This window comes from Methanosarcina vacuolata Z-761 (genome assembly GCF_000969905.1).
Taxonomy (GTDB): Archaea; Halobacteriota; Methanosarcinia; order Methanosarcinales; family Methanosarcinaceae; genus Methanosarcina; species Methanosarcina vacuolata.
Genome location: NZ_CP009520.1, coordinates 1,650,894 through 1,670,896 on the forward strand (window position 1 = coordinate 1,650,894; position 20,003 = coordinate 1,670,896).

General features: G+C 40.4%; 11 protein-coding genes. 1 reads left to right on the forward strand and 10 read right to left on the reverse strand.

The window, feature by feature from the left end; translation table 11 throughout:
• Positions 1-374 precede the first annotated feature (374 nt).
• The 8 genes from MSVAZ_RS06965 to MSVAZ_RS07000 form a co-directional block, all read right to left on the reverse strand.
• Positions 375-1,427 (reverse strand): hypothetical protein, encoded by a 1,053-nt coding sequence (locus MSVAZ_RS06965; RefSeq protein WP_048119683.1) that lies wholly within the window; start codon positions 1,425-1,427, stop codon positions 375-377.
• 165 nt (positions 1,428-1,592) lie between these two features.
• Complete coding sequence (locus MSVAZ_RS06970; RefSeq protein ID WP_048119684.1) at positions 1,593-2,183, reverse strand: M23 family metallopeptidase; 591 nt, start codon at positions 2,181-2,183, stop codon at positions 1,593-1,595.
• Positions 2,184-2,359: 176 nt separating this feature from the next.
• Entirely contained in the window at positions 2,360-4,414 is a 2,055-nt protein-coding gene (locus tag MSVAZ_RS06975) for a right-handed parallel beta-helix repeat-containing protein (protein ID WP_084626089.1), read from the reverse strand.
• A 523-nt stretch (positions 4,415-4,937) separates the two neighbouring features.
• Positions 4,938-7,190, reverse strand: a complete 2,253-nt coding sequence (locus MSVAZ_RS06980; RefSeq protein ID WP_052727914.1) for a PGF-pre-PGF domain-containing protein — start codon at positions 7,188-7,190, stop codon at positions 4,938-4,940.
• Between the two features lie 211 nt (positions 7,191-7,401).
• Positions 7,402-10,518, reverse strand: coding sequence for a right-handed parallel beta-helix repeat-containing protein (locus MSVAZ_RS06985; RefSeq protein WP_048119688.1), 3,117 nt, complete (start codon positions 10,516-10,518; stop codon positions 7,402-7,404).
• Between the two features lie 738 nt (positions 10,519-11,256).
• On the reverse strand, positions 11,257-12,843 hold the full coding sequence (locus MSVAZ_RS06990; protein WP_048119690.1) for a histone deacetylase family protein: 1,587 nt from the start codon (positions 12,841-12,843) through the stop codon (positions 11,257-11,259).
• A 2-nt stretch (positions 12,844-12,845) separates the two neighbouring features.
• Positions 12,846-14,552: a hydantoinase/oxoprolinase family protein gene (locus MSVAZ_RS06995; RefSeq protein ID WP_048119692.1), complete on the reverse strand. Its 1,707-nt coding sequence runs from the start codon at positions 14,550-14,552 to the stop codon at positions 12,846-12,848.
• 585 nt (positions 14,553-15,137) lie between these two features.
• Positions 15,138-17,870, reverse strand: coding sequence for a PAS domain S-box protein (locus MSVAZ_RS07000; RefSeq protein ID WP_232316242.1), 2,733 nt, complete (start codon positions 17,868-17,870; stop codon positions 15,138-15,140).
• Positions 17,871-18,338: 468 nt separating this feature from the next.
• Here MSVAZ_RS07000 and MSVAZ_RS20790 point away from each other — a divergent pair, with 468 nt between their 5' ends.
• Positions 18,339-18,515, forward strand: coding sequence for a hypothetical protein (locus MSVAZ_RS20790; RefSeq protein WP_197078849.1), 177 nt, complete (start codon positions 18,339-18,341; stop codon positions 18,513-18,515).
• Between the two features lie 63 nt (positions 18,516-18,578).
• On the opposite strand, the gene MSVAZ_RS19355 is transcribed toward MSVAZ_RS20790, so the two are convergent.
• A complete protein-coding gene (locus tag MSVAZ_RS19355) occupies positions 18,579-18,752 on the reverse strand; it encodes a rubredoxin (RefSeq protein ID WP_229393495.1) in 174 nt (57 codons plus the stop codon).
• Entirely contained in the window at positions 18,749-19,999 is a 1,251-nt protein-coding gene (locus tag MSVAZ_RS07005; protein WP_232316243.1) for a Glu/Leu/Phe/Val family dehydrogenase, read from the reverse strand. Before MSVAZ_RS07005 ends, MSVAZ_RS19355 begins: the two co-directional genes overlap by 4 nt.
• Positions 20,000-20,003: the final 4 nt, after the last annotated feature.

Sequence of the window (20,003 nt, forward strand, 5' to 3'; positions counted from 1 at the left end):
ATAATAAGCGCATAATAGTATAGATAGTTTTTGAATTGTTGTTTGGAAATGAGTAAGTTAGTATGCATCTGCACACGAATTAAATGAGCAAAATAGGGATACAAAAAGTATGCGCTTAAAATTTGGGAATTAAGGTAGTATGCATCTGCACACGAATTAAATGAGCAAAATAGGGATACAAAAAGTATGCGCTTAAAATTTGGGAATTAAGGTTATAAGCGAAAAAGCTGGTGAGCAAAAAAGATGGTGAGCGAAAAACTGCTGTCGGGTTGCAGAAACTTAAAATAAAAAAATTGGTGTAAGATTGCAGGCACTTGAACACGAATTTGCCTATGATACCATTTTTACTGAGTCATCATTAAAGCAAGTTTTTATCAGATAACATAGAACATATTCAATACACCATGGCATGTGCAGGTAGTAGCAACGAAAAAAGTCCTGTCCTCAAGTTTTTCAAACCTCTTCTCGCTTCTGTTTTCTTCAATGGATCTTAAAAACTCAAGGATCTCCAGCAGGTTCTGCTTGAACTCCTTTCCTTTAAGCCCTCCTATTCCCGGTTTCATCTGATAGCTCTCAAAGACCCAGCCTGGAAGATGCTGAAGAAGTTTTCGTGCATATTCAGTAATGGTTTCTGGCTTTTTACGTCCAAAGGTGGGGCAGCGGTCTTTTGGGCCCGGACAGCCGTCAGGGCAGATTTCTCCTTCCCTGGCATAAGAGAGAAACAACATGCCATATTCAGGGTAACGTCCTGCGATTACATCATCAGGAAAGGAAGTTGCAAGCTTTTCAAAAAAAGACATGAGCCTTTCGTCTTCAGGTCGGATAAATAGCTCGGTTACAGGGCTATCTTCCATCTGGCTTTTTTCCAGAATCTCTTCAGCATTTTCTTCTTTTTCGGGCTTCAGAGGAAGTTTTAGAAGATCGGAAAGCAGATATGCAGCTGCATGGCAGGGAACAGCAGGGATAATGTATTCAGGGATGCCGAGACTTAGAAGAAAAGGAATGTTGTCAAGATCCATTTTATAAAAGTAGGCTTCCATCTCATTGTTTTCCAACTTGGTTTCTACCTTGTTTTCTTTATCTTCCCTTTCGTTTTCTTCTCTTTCTTTATCTTCTCTTTCGTTTTCTCCTGCTGCGCTGGAGGATTTGAATGCTTCATCCTGAAATGACTCTGAAGCTTTGTTTTTCAGAAGATTTACCAGCTCGTCTTTAGTTTTAATGATGTTTGACTTCTTGGAAGCAGGCGCATTTTCATCCTTATCGATAACGAGCACGAAGGGAAACCTGTTTTTCCGGGCGTAATCAAGGAAATCAGTGCCGATTTTTCCTCCTCCGAGGACGAGGTAATAGTTTTTGATTACGTGAATTTTCTCAAGGTGATTTATTTTTTCGTCAACTTGAGACGCTTTATATTCCATACTTTCCATAAGACACCAACCAGATAAGTTAAGGCGGCAGTAAGCTGTGAGGTTTTCTTATTTTTCGTGCGTGAAGATTACTCCTGGTTACAGATACACAAGTAAAATTACAGTACAATTACAGAATAATTAGTATAATTACAGAGATTATAAATATTACAGATATCACAGATATTACAGATCTAATTGTTCAAGGTATCCGGTAGGATCAATCAGGTTTTCAGGCATTTCTTCTGCAAACCAGTTACCTCCAAGATAATTTTTGTGAACGGTAATGGGTTCACTCCTCCAGATTTCAAAATGTAGCATACTTGGATTTTTGTTTTTCAGATTCTGGATGTAAAGCGGGCAGGAACCATCGATTTTTTCGGAGTTAAGAACCATTCCAACATGCCCTATCAAGTTTCCTGCTTCTATTTTGTCTCCTTTTCTTACGGTAAAGTCTGCAAGTTCCCCGTATTTGCAGAACAGCCCACTGCTCTGTTTTATAATCACATAATAAGTCGGGTTCCAGTAAGGCAATATTTCAGGCGAAGTCATCAGACCGGTTTCTGTGACAATTCCTCCTTCAATCGCAACTACCTCCGTATTTTCAGGGGCATAAAGATCAACCCCACAGTGATGTCGGTCACCTCTGTTTTCCCAGAAGGAGCCGTTTTCTCCTTTTTGCGGAACATGTACCTTTTTGAGGTTTGTGTTCTCAATGTCTACTTTTTCCGGCGCTGTATTTTCTTGAACCTTTATGTTTAGAGGCCAGATTCTCATGGAGTTTCAGTGTACATGAAAAGTATAAAAGCCTTTTTTGCTTTGAGATTGGCGTTTCTGCGAGTGAAAAAATAAGAAAAATAGTAGAAATAGAATGAGGAGGATCAAGCCCTCATCCTATAGTTTTAGCCTGCTGCTTTTATCCTTTGGGCTCTGCTAAGGTTCCTTCAATCAAGTTACTTGGCATCTTCCGTTGTTTCATCGATACTGGTTTCTATTCCACCATCATCGGCTGATTCTGTATTGTTTGTTTCTATTTCACCATCATCGGCTGATTCTGTATTATTTGTTTCTATTTCACCATCATCGGCTGATTCTGTGTTATTTGTTTCTGACTCGTTTACTTCCGTCTGATTTTCTGACTCATTTACTTCCGTCTGATTTTCTGACTCATTTACTTCCATCTGACTTTCTGTTCCGGTATTGCTGGTATTGAAAGCTGTCGGAGGCATCACAGATTGTTCTGGCTCAAAGCCGCCTACGAGAGGCAGGAAATCCGAATAGTTATTGCCCTGTAGCTCATACGCAGTATCAGCAATTCCGTCCCCGTCTGCATCGGTTGCGGTCTGCGAGAAACCGGTGCCGTCAGGTTTTGCCCAGAAATTGCCCCCTATATAAGGTCCGCCAACGATGTTGGTACCGGCAGTTTTTGTAATGTTCAAGCTATTTCCTTCACTGCCGTCCTTAATATTTGAGTTAAAGACATTGTTCAGGTAATTATCAAAAATGATATTGCCGTTACTTGTAGAGCTCATGAAAATACCTGAAATACTGTTCAAAGTAATTATATTTCTTGAGACAACATTATTCTGGCAGGTGCTCAGGTGAATCCCACGGCCGCTGTTGGAAGCCTCATTTCCGGAAATGTTGTTGCCTGTACTGTATGACAACAGAATTGCGTATTCCCTGTTACCCAGAACCGTATTGTTCAGGATATTGTTTCTGCCGGAGGATATCAGGTAAATACCTCTGCTGTTGCCTGAAGCTGTATTGTTATCTAAGGTATTGGTGCTTGAGTTGCTAAGATAAACCCCGTGACCTCCGTTCGAGTTCAGGATATTGTTCATAAAGTTGTTATTCGTGGAATTAACAAGTACGATACCATGGTTAACACTTGTACTTGCCGTATTATTTAATAGTGTATTCCACTGCGAGCGTATGACATAAAATCCATACCTGTTGTTTAAAGCCGTGTTATTTGATACCAGGTTGTAACCTGAATTCCGCAGGCTAATTGCCCTTCCGCCTTCCCGAACACTATTATTAAGAATAACGGTATTATTGGATAATTCCAGGTCTATTCCCAGGCTGTTATTTAACAACAGATTTTTATCGACGGTACAGTTAACAGAGTTCAGTAAAGAAATCCCTGAAGCATTATTGTTCGATACCTCATTTCCTGAGATATTGCTATTCATTCCTGATGAAATCCGTATCCCTTCCCGGTTGTTTAAAGCCAGATTATTCAAAACCGTGCTCTCGCCGGATCTTAACAGGAAAATACCACGGGTACTGTTTACCGCTTTATTGTTTGCAATGCTGCTGTTACCTGAGTCTGAGAAATAGACACCGTAAATTAAGTTTGAATCTGCAGTGTTTCCGGTAAGGTTATTACTACCCGAACTCGCTATGTAGATACCGTAACCGTTGTTTGCATTTGCGGTGTTGTTTTCCAGCCTATTATTGTTGCAGCTTTCCAGAACAATACCGTGGTTGGAGTTCATGTTTGCCGAGTTTTCAGAAAGTTCGTTCCCTTCGGAAGCAGTAAGGTAAATTCCAAACCTCTCGCCTGAAACATCGTTATTTATTATTTTGTTATAGTGTGACCACTCAACATTAATTGCTCGCTTACCCTGTGCCACCGTATTGTTGAGGACACTATTGTACATTGAATTCTTTAGATACACTCCAAGAGCGTTATCAGTGATTTTATTATTATAAACTGTACAGTTAAGAGCCCCCGATAGGATGATTCCTGCCTTGTCAATTCCGGCTCCTTTAATACTTACTCCCATGATTCTTATGTTATCGGCGTCTACAAAGAATACATCTGAAGCGTTATTACTGGCTGTAATCATGGTGTCTTCAGGATTCCCAGACTCTGACCTTATTACGAGATTGTCCTTTGTTATCACGATATTTTCGTTATAATTTCCGGGACTGATGACTATTTCATCTCCAGAAGTCGCATTATTTACTGCGGACTGTATTGATTCTCCTGGCTGAACCATGACCTCAACCGCAGTACCGATACTCGAGCTAAATACAAAAAGAAGAATAGCTACTGCTAAAGTTGCAAATTTGTTTATTTAAATCCCCCACTTTTTATTTATATTATTATTTAATTTTGTATTAATAAATCTGATTTTAAACATTAATTGATATAAGTTTATTGGATCAGAATAATATCAAAATAAAGAGATAAAAATAGAGAGTAAAAGACGATCAATAGGCATCTCAGAGAATTAAATCAAAGATTTTTTTCTTTTCTTGTGTGGCAGAGCAATTTTCTGGAAAATCCGAGAGGTTCTCTGCTTCACGTAAAGAATAAACCTAATACACGAAAAGGACTGCTCAAACTCGATGAACCAAGAAAGGCAAATAAAAAACAAGTAGAAAGGAAAATTGAGCAATAAAAAGAGTAAAAAAGAAAATAGGGAAAGAAGAAAGAATAAATAGAAATAGAAAATGGAAAAATAAGAAAGAGCAAAAAGAAGAATTTTGATCCTTAATTCTCTTTATCTAGTTATTCTTTTATTTTCTTCTATGCAGGAATGCCATAACAAGGCAAGCCACTACATAGAGCGCTTCAAATCCAGGTATGCTTGTGGTTTTATTCTTTCCTTCTTCCTGTTCGGTTTTTTGTTCAGGTTCCGTTTCCGACGCTGTACTATTTTGATCAAGTTTCGAAGTATCGGTTGAAGGCTTTGCATCAGCTACTTTTTCTACCGCTTTTCCTGTTATTGCAAAGAACGAGAAGCCCGGTGTTTCTGCCGTGAAGTACAGGTATTTACTATCTTCCTTTAATAATTTCACGGGTAGCTGTGACCATTTCTTGTCGTTGTACCTGTTTAGAGTAATTGAACTCTGGTCGATCTTCTTATCCTGCAGCCAGGACTTTTCAACCTTGAAGCATACGACAGGGTTTTCAATGTTCTTTTCTGTTGCAAACCCGCTGTTTCCAACCCAGAGGTTGAAATACTTATAGACTTCTCCCGAATCTAGGACTGAAACCAGAGTTGATTTTGCTTTGAGCTGCTCGGAAATGGTTGTTATCTTGCCTGCGGTCTTCTTTGCATCAAAGCTCACATACGCAACACAGGTTGCGTTCTTTGTGAAATCAAACAATACAGGCTTTCCGTTTGTAACTCGTGCCTGGGAAAGTTCTTTTACCTGGACATTAGTTTGAGGTTCAGGGGAACCGCCTGCTCCACCGCCTCCACCGCTGCTGTGATGGCTGCCTCCACCGCTTGAGCTACTTTCTTCTGTAGTAACAGTTATTGTGGCAGTTTTTGCGGGGGAAGTACCATTTTCATTTATCGCAGTTAAGCTAACAGTATAAGTTCCTGTGGGATAAGTGTGAATCGGATTCTGCTCGGTTGAGTTTGATCCGTCTCCAAAGTCCCAGTTCCTTGAGGTTGCATTTTGTGATTTGTCAGTGAACAGGACTGAAAGGGGAGAATATCCGCTCGTTACATTGGCACTGAAGTCTGCAACAGGATAAATCATAAACTTGCTGACAATTATTTCCTTAATTTTCGAATCAGTGCCGTTCTCGTTGCTTACTGTAAGTTTAGCAGTATAATTTCCTGGCTCCTGATATACATAGACAAAGCTTTTACTGGTGTTGTCTACGGTCCCATCATTGTTAATGTCCCAGCTTCTTGAGACTGCATTTTCTGAAAGGTCCGTAAACTGAACCGTAAGAGGCGCATAACCGCTGGTTACACTGGTGCTGAAATTTGCAACCGGCAAGACTGGCTGCTGTGGGTTGGAAACAGGCACCAGAGGCAGGTAATCTGTAACGTAATTTTTGCTGTCAATATATGAGGAATCGGCAATTCCGTCTCCATTGGCATCGGTTGCAGTCTGCGAAAATCCGGTGCCGTCAGGCTTTGCCCAGAAATTACCTCCGATGTACTTTCCGCCGACAATATTTCTGCCAGAAGTCATTTCTATGTTCCACGTAGTGTCTCTGGTGTTGATATCTGCATTAAGGGCGTTATTCACATAATTGTTGAAAACAAGATTTCTGTGGCAGGCAGGACACTCATAAAAGCCAGATACGTTATTAAAAGCAACAATGTTTCCAGAAACGGTGTTATCACCGGAAGAATCCAGAAAGATACCCCTGCTGGTTTCATTAGCTGTGTTCCCGGAAATTTCGTTATCGTTAGAATATGAAATCCACATTCCAAATTCGACATTATTCGATACATTATTACCTGAAATTGTGCTTTTGTTCGAGTTTATATGATTAATCCCTCTTTCATTCAAATTTACATTGTTGTTTAAGAGCTTATTTCCTTCAGAATTCACGAGCTGAATCCCATACATTTTATTTGAGTTTACTTGATTTTCCGAGATATTGTTGTTGTTCGAACTACTGAGAGATATCCCATGCTTATTGTCCGAAAGCTCATTATTAATAATTGTGCAGCCACTGCATCTAACCAGATAGATTCCTGTTTCTCCGGATTCAATCCTGAACCCGCTAATTGTCGTATTACTTGCTGCAACGTTGAATACACTTGTATTTGGGACAGCTTTAATTATTGTATTTTCAGGCTTCCCGGATTCCGATCTTATTACCAGACTTTGTGTGGTTACTTTGATGTTCTCACTATATGTTCCGGGTTTGACGATTATCACATCGCCCGAAGCCGCATTATTCACTGCGTTCTGTATTGAATCCGTTGAATTAACGGAGATCTCCTTAGCCGCCGCAATTCCCGAGACTAACGCAAAAATTAGCATGACCATTAGCAGGATGATTAATTTTCTCATTTTCATTCCCCAATATAAATGTCAAGTCTAATGAAATTTTTTAATAAGTTAAAAAATAGGCACAATCAATATAAATATATTGATTCAGTAAACAATATTTGTAAGTAAACTGGAGAAAAAAAGGAAGAATAAATAGAAATAGAAAATGGAGAAATAAGAAAGAGCAAAAAGAAGAATTTTGATCCTTATTTCTCTTTATTTAGTCGTTCTTTTATTTTCTTCTATGCAGGAATGCCATAACAAGGCAAGCCACTACATATAGCGCTTCAAATCCAGGTATGCTTGTGGTTTTATTCTTTCCTGGTTCCTGTTCGGTTTTTTGCTCAGGTTCCGTTTCCGATGCTGTACTATTTTGATCAAGTTTCGAAGTATCGGTTGAAGGCTTTGCTTCAGCTACTTTTTCTATTGCTTTTCCTGTTATTGCAAAGAACGAGAATCCCGGTGTTTCTGCCGTGAAGTACAGGTATTTACTATCTTCTTTTAATAATTTCACGGGTAGCTGTGACCATTTCTTGTCGTTGTACCTGTTTAAAGTAATTGAGCTCTGGTCGATCTTCTTATCCTGCAGCCAGGACTTTTCAACCTTGAAGCACACTACAGGGTTTTCAATGTTCTTTTCTGTTGCAAACCCGCTGTTTCCAACCCAGAGGTTGAAATACTTATAGACTTCTCCCGAATTCAGAACTGAAACCAGAGTCGATTTTACTTTGAGCTGTTCGGCAATGGTTGTGATCTTGCCTGCGGTCTTCTTTGCATCAAAGCTCACATACGCAACACAGGTTGCGTTCTTTGTGAAATCAAACAATACAGGCTTTCCGTTTGTAACCTGTGCCTTTGAAAGTTCTTTGACTTGAACATTAGTTTGAGGTTCAGGGGAACCGCCTGCACCGCCACCGCCTCCACCGCTGCTGTGATGGCTGCTTCCACCACTTGAGCTACTTTCTTCTGTAGTAACAGTTATTGAGGTAATCTTTGAAGAAATACCGTTTACATTGATTGAAGTCAAATTAACGGTATAGGTCCCAGGATTAGTGAACACATAAACAAAGCTTGCATCTGTAGACTCCACAGTTCCGTCATTGCCTATATCCCAGTTCCTTGAGGTTGCATTTTGTGATTTGTCAGTGAACAGGACTGAAAGGGGCGCATACCCGTTCGTTGTATTAATGCTGAAGTCGGCAATAGGAAGAATTTTGAATTCCTCGGCAGTTATTTGCACCGTTTTTGAGGAAGTGTCGTTTTTATTACTTGCTGTTAGAGTGACAGTATAGATTCCTGGAGTTTCGTACACGTGGACAAACCTTTTATTGTTGTTGTCTGCAACTCCATCACCATCAAGGTCCCAGCTTATCGAAGTTGCATCTTGTGAGAGATCCGTAAACTCGACTGCAAGAGGGACAAAACCCTTTGTGGAGTTGACATTAAAATTTGCTACAGGCAGTATCACACGTATCAGTGGGTAGTTGTCTGTGACATTGCCTGAAACGAAGGGAATATCAATAATACCGTCTCCATCGGCATCAGAATTAGTATCTGAGAAACCCATAAGTGACGGACTTCCCCAGAAATTGCCTCCGAGGGATGGGCCACTCATTATATTTTTACCTGGAGTTTTTTCGATGTACCAGGTGCTTCTGTTATTTCTAATGTTTGCGTTGTTGATATTGTTAAAATAGTTATTATAAACCCTGTTTGGATAGCTTCTGGGACACATATAAATTCCATTACCGTTTGAACTGACGTTATTGGCTGAGATTTCATTGTTCCCAGAGGAATCGAGAGAGATACCTTCACCATTGTTATAAGCTATATTCCTCGAAAGGTTATTATTAGTGGAATTCGTCAGGAATAATCCGGATTCAGAGCAATCAGTGGCTAAATTCTTAAAAATTTCATTATGTCCGGATCCAGACAGGCTGATGCCTCTAATATTATTCTGCACCGTATTGCTGATCAAGTTACTGTTATTTGAATTTGTTAAATAAATACCATATCTAGCATTCGAATTTACAGTATTGCTGGTAAGATCATTCTCACTTGCATTCTGGAGAATAATGCCATCATTTTTGTTAGAATTGATTTTATTGCCTGAAATCGAGTTTTTACTGGATAATGAGAGTAAATAAATACCTCTGTTGTTTAAGGAGGCGCTATTGTTAGTTATTTCGTTACTTATTGCATTGTCCAGTGCAAGGCCGCTAGCCGAGTTTGAATTTATTTCATTTTTGTCCACAACATTATTATTGGCCCCGCGCTCTATAATGATACCATTATTGTTAGAATTTGCTTTATTGTCCGAAAGCGTGTTTCTTCTGGATGTGTAGGATACGTAAAAGCCTATGGAATTGTTATATGCATCATTTTTTACAAGGCTGTTATCCTCGGAATACCTCATAGCTACTCCGTATTGACAGTTTGATATTGTGTTATTTTGCAGGGTAACACTTTTACAGGTGTTCAGGAATAAACCATGTATATTGGTGTTTTTAGCATTACCTGTGATTATGTTATCCAGAACGTTATTTCCAGAAGATCCCTCTATGTCAATTCCATTTGCTCCGTTGGAAGAAACAAGATTCTTTTTCACGTTACATTTATGCGAGTTTTTAAGGTAGATTCCTCTTTTTGTGTTTGAGCTTACAGTGTTGCTTTCTAGGACAGTATTGTTTGAACCTTCAATAACTATAGCATCCTCGGCACACTGGCTCACAGAGTTTCTTAAAATAGTATTACTCGGAGATCTATCAAAATAAATCGAATAATTTTGATTTGAAATCGTATTGTTCTCGACTGTGGTTAATTCGGATTTTAGAACGTTAATGCTTCTACCTATTTTTCCAGCTTCACTTGTTCTGGTAGCTGAATTATTGCGTATCGTAGTATTCATGGAAGAATCTATGTATACTCCCATAGCATTGTTTATGAATTTATTATTTTCAATGGTGCAACCATTGCAGCTATATAGATAGATTCCTGAGTGTTCTGATGTGGCTCCGCTGATTGTAAATCCTTTAATGATTAAATTAAGTCTGGCACTGGCGGAGATTACATTTTTGGTTGGGTCATTGGAAACAATTATAGTATCATCAGGATTCCCAGATGCTGACATAAGTTTCAGATTGCTGCTCTTTGTAATCACAATATTTTCGTTATATGTTCCCGGGTCTACGATAATTGTATCACCTGAATTAGCGGTGTTCACTGCGGCCTGGATAGACCCGCCTGAACTAACGCGAATTTCAGCCGCTGCCCCGATACCGGAACTTAACGTTAATATTAAAAATGTTAGTAATAAAAGCTTTATTCTGTTTATTTCAAATCCCTCCATACAGATAAAATAAATTAAAAATATTACTTTCTTAAATTAATTAGAATCTAATTGTAAGTGTAATATAAACATATCGGTTTTGATTATTATATTCATAAAATATATTATACTTGAAAGCCACAAGGTAATGTCATAGCTTACCGGAATTGTCTCTTGATTTCTACCCCTTGCACTTTTTGTTTCCAATATCAACTTCCTATTATATAATACAAAAATAAGTTAACACTGACTACCTCTTACTATTTTTCACTCTCACTTGACTATTGAAATTAACGACAAGATATAGATTTACATCTACTTTCCGGCCAGATGATCACGGTTTTTAATATCCGATACAAGCCTGCCAAGAATCTGGTTATTTTGATAACTAAGAGTAAAATTAATATATTTAATAAGTGCCTCTAAAAAACAATGAGATCTCTAGAAAAAATATTATAAAAAATATGTATGGATTCCAACAAACTACTTCAAAAAATATATGAATCCATATACAAGTAACAAACATAAATAAGCAGAAATAACAACAAAAAAGGAAAAAGGAAAGGAAAAAGGAAACTGAAAAAGGAAAAAGGAAACTGAAAAAGGAAAAAGGAAACTGAAAAATGAAAAAGGAAAAGGGAAAAGGAAAAGAGAAAAGGAAAAGGAAACTGAAAAATGAAAAAGGAAAAGAGAAAAGAGGAAAAAAGCCTGTATAACTTTTAATACCTCATTTTCTAGCTAAAAAGCAATTTTCCTAACTTAATAAACCGTTTCCTTCTTTGTACTTGTGTTATATGTCCTGTATTCATCCTGTTTTTTATCCTGCAGGTAGATGTATCCATATTCCGGATGAATTAGCCTTTTCCTGTACTCTTCCCTGGCTTCAGCCTGGCAGTTCTCACAGGCGTAGATCGGAATCGAAATCCCGAATATCCTGGGATTGCCTATGCCTCCATGAGCGTTGGAGTCAATGGTTTTGTAGCCCTGACAGTCAGGGCACATCCGGATGGATTCTTCCTGGAATTCCTGAATCATATCCGTGTCGTAAAAGATCTGTTTTTTTCGACGGTAGAAGTCTCCGTGTTTTGCCACCTCAGCCTCTACAAGCCTGTCCCTGTTTTTCCAGTTTTCAAGCTGGGTTGCAACTATTTCTTCCAGAGTTTTTCTATCCCTTGAAGCCTGGACAAACATGCCTGGCTTGAAGTCGGGTTCCCTTACGCAGGAATAATCAAGCCCTGCCATTGCAAGGATTATACCTGTATTCACATAAGGCAGTGCACTCTGGATTGCGTAACCTCCTTCAAGCACGGCCATATCAGGAGCAAGTTTTTCATTCAATTTTGCGTAGCCCTGTGCGGAAAAGCGCATATTTGCGAGAGGGTCGGTGTAGTGGTTATCCTGCCCCGCAGAGTTCAGGACAAGCTCAGGTTTGAAGTCCTTAAGAATAGGAAGCACAAGGGAATCGAGCACGTAAAGTATGCCTTCATCAGGTGTCCCTGGCGGCAGGGGAATATTGATCGTCCTTCCAAGGGCTTTTGGGCCCCCCAGTTCACTCATAAAGCCAGAGCCAGGGTAAAGAGTCCTTCCGTCTTGGTGGAAGGAAATAAAAAGCACATCAGGATCATTATAGAAAATATCCTGAGTCCCATCCCCATGATGCACATCGGTATCCACAATCGCAATCTTGCGGATCCCGTATGTTTTTCTCAGATACTCGACAAGGATAGCTTCGTTATTGATATTACAAAATCCCCGGTTTCCATGTGCAACTGTCATTGCATGGTGGCCAGGCGGGCGGATAAGCGCAAAAGCATTTTTGACCTCTGCCTTCATCAGGGCGTCCCCGAGCACCAGGCAACTACCTGCTGCGATCAGGTGAGGAGTTGTAGCCTGTGCTTTTACATCAGGCACACAGAAATGAACTCTGGCAATATCCCTGTATTCTGCAAGGCGAGGTTTATATTCGGCTATTTCTGGCAGGTCCATCAGGCCTTCTTCAAAGATCTGGTCTCTGGTATAAAGAAGGCGCTCTTCTCTTTCGGGATGGGTTGGTGAAATAGCCCAGTCAAAGGCAGGGAAGAAGATAAGGCCTGTCTTCTTGGCCTTAGTGCGGTCTGCCGGGGATAATGGTCCTTTTTTCGCTTCCAGCCCGGTCTTTTTCAGTTCCATTGTATTTCCCTCCTTTCCCTCGGATATTTCAAGCTCGTTTTCTTTATTTTCTATCGTCTGCATCTCTTCTTTCTCTGCCTTATCTTTATTCTCTGCCTGCTCTTTTTCCTCTTCTGCTGGAGTTGTTCCTGAGCCAGTCTTCAGTACATCCTTGAGTCTTCCAAACCCCAGTTTCATGCTTATTCCCTCCTTTTCCATTCCGGTATCAGGCCTGCAGGAATCTGCATGTTTACGTCAAAAAGCCGCCCTGTAGTATACCAGCCATTGACGACATTGAAGACTTCACTATTAACGATCTCAGCTTCATTGGCATACTCGGAAATTCCGAAATCTTTCGCACGTTCCCTTAAGAGATCTGCTGCAAGGGTTTCAGCTTCGTCGAGGCTGATTTTATTCAAGTTCTTGAACTTTGTTGTGTTTAGACTGACAATCTCCCCTTCCTCGGCAACAGAGTACACTTTCTGTTCAGTATCAATGTGCAGGTTCAGAGTAAGCGTGGGCCTTGCAACGGCTGCTCCAATAGCATTTCCCACCTCGGCATGTGCGGGAATAACAGGGTTTGCATTAAGTTTTTTTGCAATCTCTGCAATAAGCCCTTTTGCACCCCCTCCGATTCCAACCACGTTTTCAGGCCTTGTATTTTTCTCCTGCAGTACCTCCCATACTCTGTAAGCAGGCTCCTGTTCCCATTCAAAAAACATCTCATTGACCGCGTCAGCAATCATCTGTGAAACTCTGTCCACAATCAGGGATGCAGTTTCAGTTTCGGATTTTCCAAGTTCAGAAGCTGTGACTTTAATCGCTTCACTTGCACGTTCGGGATTTCCTACTTCAATAAGCCCGAGGAACTTCAGGGCATCCGTGGGGGTAGTTTCTTTTCCTCCCATGCAGTAAGCTGGGCCTGCCCTATCAGGGCCGATTGTTATCTGTTTTGTGCCTGGGTCCAGGTCCTTAACCCTTACAACACTGTCTCCTCCTATAGCTATCGAGCGGACCGCAAAAGCCCGGACATGTGTAAGGAAACCTCCGAGTTTTACGCCTTTAGAAGCCAGAAGGGGCTTGCCTGAAAGAATTAATGCAAGGTCTGTGGTAGTCCCTCCTATATCCACTACCACTGAGGTCTCCCCTTCAGAGGTAAGGGCAAGAGCTCCGATTGTGCTGGCAGCAGGGCCCGAAAATATAGTTTCCACAGGAAATTCTATTGATTTCTCAACCGGAAGAGTTCCTCCATCGGCTTTCAGGATATACACAGGAGCCCGGATATTTCTCTCCTCAAGGGCTTTATTGATTTTGTCAACAAACTCCTGGTAGCGTTCTCTGGTGGCAGAGGCAAGCATGGCAGTTGCTATCCGTCTTGGAAAATTCAGTTTTCCAGAAACCTTATGCCCGAGTTCCAGTTTGCAGCCAGGATATGCCTCCCTGAAAATCTCCTCCACCCTGAGTTCGTGAGAAGGGTTCCTCTGCCCGAACTTACTTATTATGGCTGCTCTCGAAAATCCGGATTTTTGGATCAAACCCACAGTTTTCCTGATCTCGGCCTCATCGAGGGGATCAATTTCCCTTCCCCTGTAATCCATAGCCCCTTTTAGATAAAAACTGTCAGGAAAAGTATAACTTGCCGGGTTAACCCCGGGTCCTGGGATTAATACCAGGGCTACACGGTCAGTTTTGCCTTCGGCAATGAGATTTGTTATCACGGTTGTACTGAACACTACTCTTTCCAGCTGCTCAGGAGGAATATCTTTGCTGACAGCATCAAGGGCCTCAAGCAGGGAATTTAGCAGATTTCCGTGTTCAGTGGAAACCTTGGCAGTACTATACACTTCTCCATTCTGGATAAGCACTGCATCCGTGGTAGTGCCTCCGACATCAATTCCTATTAGCATTCACAATTCGCCTATCCTCGCTGTATATATTTTTTAATTCTTTTATCCTTATGTCATATAAAATATAAGTTATATCAATTTCAAAACATAAGGTGCCAGAAACATCAAACTTCAAATAATATCAAGTTCCAGATGAGTTCTCAGTAGAAGCTTATATTATCTGGTTCAACTCACATAGCGCTGTTTCTGAGAGAGTTTTTGATCAAACTTTTTTTGAAAAAGTTTGGTGTTGTCTGGTTTAACTCAAATCGTTCAGTTTCTGAGAGAGTTTTTGATCAAACTTTTTTTGAAAAAGTTTGGTGTTGTCTGGTTTAACTCAAATATTTCAGTTTCTGAGAGAGTTTTTGATCAAACTTTTTTTGAAAAAGTTTGATTCACAGGAATACTATTTCTAAGCTTATATGACAAAAACATTCTGAATTGAAAAAAGAATTGTAATCCACAAAAAAGTTTGCTTCTGAATAAGTGAAAAGAAAAACCCTGTAAGAAAGCCCGATTAATAAGAGTGAAAACAATGAATCTCAGTTTTAACAGTAAAATTGATAGAATTGTAAGACGCGGGGAAGTAGTTCTATTTTTTGAAGCTCATCTTTTATCTTCAAACCTGATAGTGTATTTTGTTTTATTCCCTTTCTCAAGCTCGATTGTTCCGTTAATCTGTTCAACGAGAGCATTTACAAGTTGTAAGCCCAGGGTTTTCGAATTTTTGAAATCCACTTCTTCTGGAAAACGGGCCCCATTGTCCGAGTAGACAAGAGTAAAACCGGAAGGCAATTCTGGGAATTTCTTTTCGGTTGCTTCGCCTGTTTTTTCACATTCAACTTCATTTCGGGAGAGGGAAATCCTGATTTTTCCTTCCATACCTTTTGGAAACGCGTACTTAAGGGAGTTTGAGAAAAGTTCATTAATTATAATTCCCAGTGGAATTGCAGTATCAACTCCGAGAAGTGTACTGTCCACCTCAAGGACAAGCTTGATCTCCTCATTTCCAACTCTGTATGAGTGCAGAATTTCCGCAGTCAATTTATTTAGATATGCTGCAAAATCAACACTTGCCGCATCCTTTGACTTATAAAGTTCTTCATGAATAATGGACATCGAAACTACGCGTTTTTCACTTTCCCTGAAAGCTTCAATAACCTCTTTGTCTTTGAACTTGTCAGCCTGAAGGCTTAGCAGGGAGGAGACTATCTGAAGGTTGTTCTTTATCCGGTGGTGAATCTCCCTCATTCCAATTTTTTCGGCTTTCTTAAGGGTTTCCTCAGCGATTTTCCTCGGGGTAATGTCATAGGCATACCCCTGAATAAATGCAGTTTCTCCTGAAGTGCTGCATACGTTATGAATTAACTCATGGACCCACCTTATGCTTCCATCCTTCCTCCTGAGTCTGTAGTCGTACTCCATAATGGAATTAGGGGAGGGTGAGAGGGCCGGGGAATAAATCAGTTTACTCTGAATCATATATAACAATGGTCTGTCTTCCGGGACAATAAGGTTAAAGAACTTTATTCTACCAGAAATAAATTCTTCTTCGGTATATCCGGTTATTTCATCAAGGGCTCCCTCAAGCAAGAGGAGGTCAAAATTCCTGTTAAGTTTAAACGAAATTCCTTTGAAATTCTGTAAAAATGACCTGTATAACTCTTCGCTTTCCCTCAATTTTATGGAAGATTGTTTAATTGCGGTAACGTCTACCATTACCCCGAGAGCCCTGCATATGCAGTCTTCCTCATCTCTCAGGCATACTCCTTTATTTTTTACGAAAAAATAGCCTCCATCCTTTCGCTTTAATCTGAATTCCTCACTGAATTTATCTCCTGTATTCCAGCAGTTTTTCAATGACTGCTGCACATTTTCATAATCCTCTGGATGAATGTGCTCAAGCCAATCGTAAAAATCAAGATTCTCAATTTCTTTACTGCTGTAACCCGTGAGCTCAGTGACTGCTCCTGCCCACTCAACCCTACCGTTTTTCAGATCAATATCATATATCATCTGCCCTGTTTGTTCCGCAATAAGGCGGTATCTCTCCTCACTTTTTTGCAATTTCTCTTCTGTTTTTTTACGCCCTGTAATATCAAGCATTACTCCTAGAAGCCCTTCTATATTCCCACAAAAACTTTTGTACGCGACCTTATTGAAAATGAAGTCTCTTTTGATCCCGTCAGAGCACAGTACTTTAGTCTCGTAAACCTGGCTTCTTCCTTTCTGGAATAGCTGCCTGTCCATACTGGTGTAAAATTCACTAAGCTCTGAGGGAATTGCTTCGGAAAGCTCATCTATAGTATGACCGGTTACTTTTTCTTTTGAACTTCCGAGGATCATCCTTGCAAAGAGCTCGTTGCAGCCCTGGTAATAGCCTTTTCGGTCCTTATAATATACAGGAGTTGGAATTGTATCCAGTAGAGTTTCCAGAAAATACACCTTTTCTCGGAGTGTGTCTTCCACTTTATTTCTTTGAATTGTAAATGAAAGGATTATTGCAACAGCATTCAGGAAACGAGTATCTTCCTCGGTAAATTTTTCCTTTCTCGTGCTGTGAGCTGTCAGCATTCCATAAGGCTTTTCAATACTTCCTAGCAGCAAACTTATTCCACTAATTATACTCAGGGATTCCTCAAGGCCCATTGCGCTGAAGGAATTCTTCTTATCAAGTTTTTCTAACAGGATAGGGCGACCTGAAAGTACAGTATAGCCAGCTCTTGAAGCTAAATCTTTTTTAATGATCCTGCCTGTGTTTTCTGGCTTCCAGCCGGTCCCGGTTTCAAATATAAAATTTCCATCAGGCAGGAGTTTTAAGACGCAGCAGTACTCTATGCCAAGAGTTGCTGCAACAAGAGGCAAGGCTTGATCAAGCAGAGACTGAAAATCCGGGACTTTGAGAGAGAGACCGGAAATTTGGGAAAGCACTTCATACTCTCTTTTTCTTAAGAGTAGCTTCTCTTCGGTCTGTTTACAGGAAGTGATTTCAAATGCAGACATAATTACACTTTTGCAGGCAAGTAAAGGAGTAAAAACGATTGAATAAGTTTTCTCGCCTGCTTTCAGTTCAGTCTGTTCAAATATATTTTTGACTGCCACTCGCCGAGCAGTCTTCAGGATTTCAGCAGGCGCTTTTTCTCCAACCTGGCTTTTAAGAGCTTCAAGTAAGGATTCTCCTGCTTTATTTGCGTAAAGAACTGTTCCTTCTGACCCTATTCGCAGGACAGGGCCAGGGCTATTTAATAAAAATTCGGCCATCCAGTTTTCTTCGTTTTCCGCACCCTTAATGTCGTTTCGATTTATGTTAGGGCCACCGTATCCAGATTCTCTGCTCATTCCTTCGTAAACTTCCTGTTAACTATACAGAATATGTATGCCAGAGTTCAAACTTCAGGTATATTTTGTAAGCATCATCCTGGGATTATCATTAAATTTTCTAACATATTAATATTCTGATAATGTGCACTAAATTTATTATATGTGCTAAATAAAATGTATCAGATCCAGACAATTAACAATAGATATTTATAAAAAATATGATATTTACAAACCTGCAAGTACCAGGAAGGTCCATGGTAATGTCCAATAGAGTTTTTGTTTTCTGAAAACATTAAAAAAATGTTCAGATATACGTGTTCTGACAACGTTTTTGGACTAATACTTGAATGAATTCTGGAGAGAAAATTTGGAGAAAACTTCAGGTTAAAACTTTGGATTTAAAATATTTTGAAAGAATATTTGAATAATATAAAATCCAGTAACTAAATCTAGACTAAAGCTTAAACTTATAAGGGAGGTATTTCTATGGAGGATCTCAATCTACTGAAAAGAAAACTTGACGATATGAATGTATATGATCTTTTTGAATATGTAAAGGAGAATTACCCTGAAAATGAGGAGCTCTGGATCGGGTCTAAAAAAATAATCATCAGAAAAATTCTTAACTTTGAAAGAAACAGGATGAACGAAGAGGATTTCTAATATGCATCTGTAGGATTTCTAACATGCATCTGTTTATGCACTGTTCTTTTTGAAGGTCTTAAGTTAAATTTTTTTGAACTTTTCTTTGGGGGCTCCGCATCTCGGGCATGTCCATGATTTTGGGAGACTTTGAAAAGACGTATCCGGAACTATGGATTGTGAGGAATCACCACGATCAGGGTTGTAAAGGTATCCGCAATTGCCGCATCTGTACATTTGAGTCATCCCTGTTTTCATATCCAGCCCCGGAGCTGCATGGCTTCAACCACTCTGCCGACAGCAAGAGTATATGCAGCCTGTCGCATCTCTACATTGTTTTTTGAGGCAAAATCATATACCGAACAATATGCTTCTTTCATCTTTCTCTCCAGACGATTCCGAACTTCCTCTTCTTCCCATTGCGTACTTGACTGGTTCTGTACCATCTCAAAGTATGAGACAATAACTCCGCCCCCGTTGCAGAGGATATCTGGGATGATATGAATTCCTTTTGAATTGAGGATTGCTTCTCCTTCGAATGTAGTTGGACCGTTAGCCATCTCGGCAAGAATCCTGGCTTTAATGTTTCCCGCGTTCTCTTCAGTGATTATGTTTTCAAGAGAAGCCGGGATCAGGATTTCAACATCCAGTTCCAGCAACTCTTTGTTAGTTAGGTTCTCTGCTCCCGGATAGTTCAGCACCGAACCAGTTGAGTGCTTATGGCCTGAAACGTCTTCGGGGTCAAGTCCATAGGGTGAGAAGATTGCGCCTTTGCTGTCGCTTACAGCCACAACCTTGCAGCCGTATAGTTTCTTTGCAAGATAAGCGGCATGATATCCTACGTTTCCAAAGCCATGAACTGCAACTCTTGAATCTTTCAGGTTTATTCCAAGTCTTTCTGCTGCTTCCCTTATAGTGTATAAACCGCCTCTTGCAGTGGCATCATACCTGCCTGCCGAGCCTCCAAGGCTTGTCGGCTTGCCTGTAATGGAACCGAACACATTTCTGCCTGCGAGTTTCGAGTATTCGTCCATCATCCAGGCCATAACCTGTGGATTTGTATAAACGTCAGGGGCAGGGATATCCCTATCCGGGCCTATTATCTGGTAAATCCCACGGATGTAAGCCCTGCTCAGGCGCTCGATTTCCCTATGTGAAAGTTCTTTTGGGTTGCAAATAACCCCACCTTTCGCTCCTCCGAGGGGCAGCTTATGAAGGGCACATTTCCAGGTCATGAGGGCCGCAAGGGCTCTCGTTGTTTCCATAGTACCGTCGGGATGAAAACGAACACCACCTTTCGTGGGGCCCAGAGCTTCGTTGTACTGAACCCGAAAGCCTTTAAAAACCTTAATAGAACCATCATCCATGTGGACAGGGAGGGAAACATAGAGTTCTCTCATAGACACTTCCAGGAACACTTCCATATCAGGCGTGAGTTTAAGGCCTGCAGCACAGGTGCACAGGTGCTGCTTAACGTCTTCAAGGAGCTTGGAGCGAGAACTCAAAGTT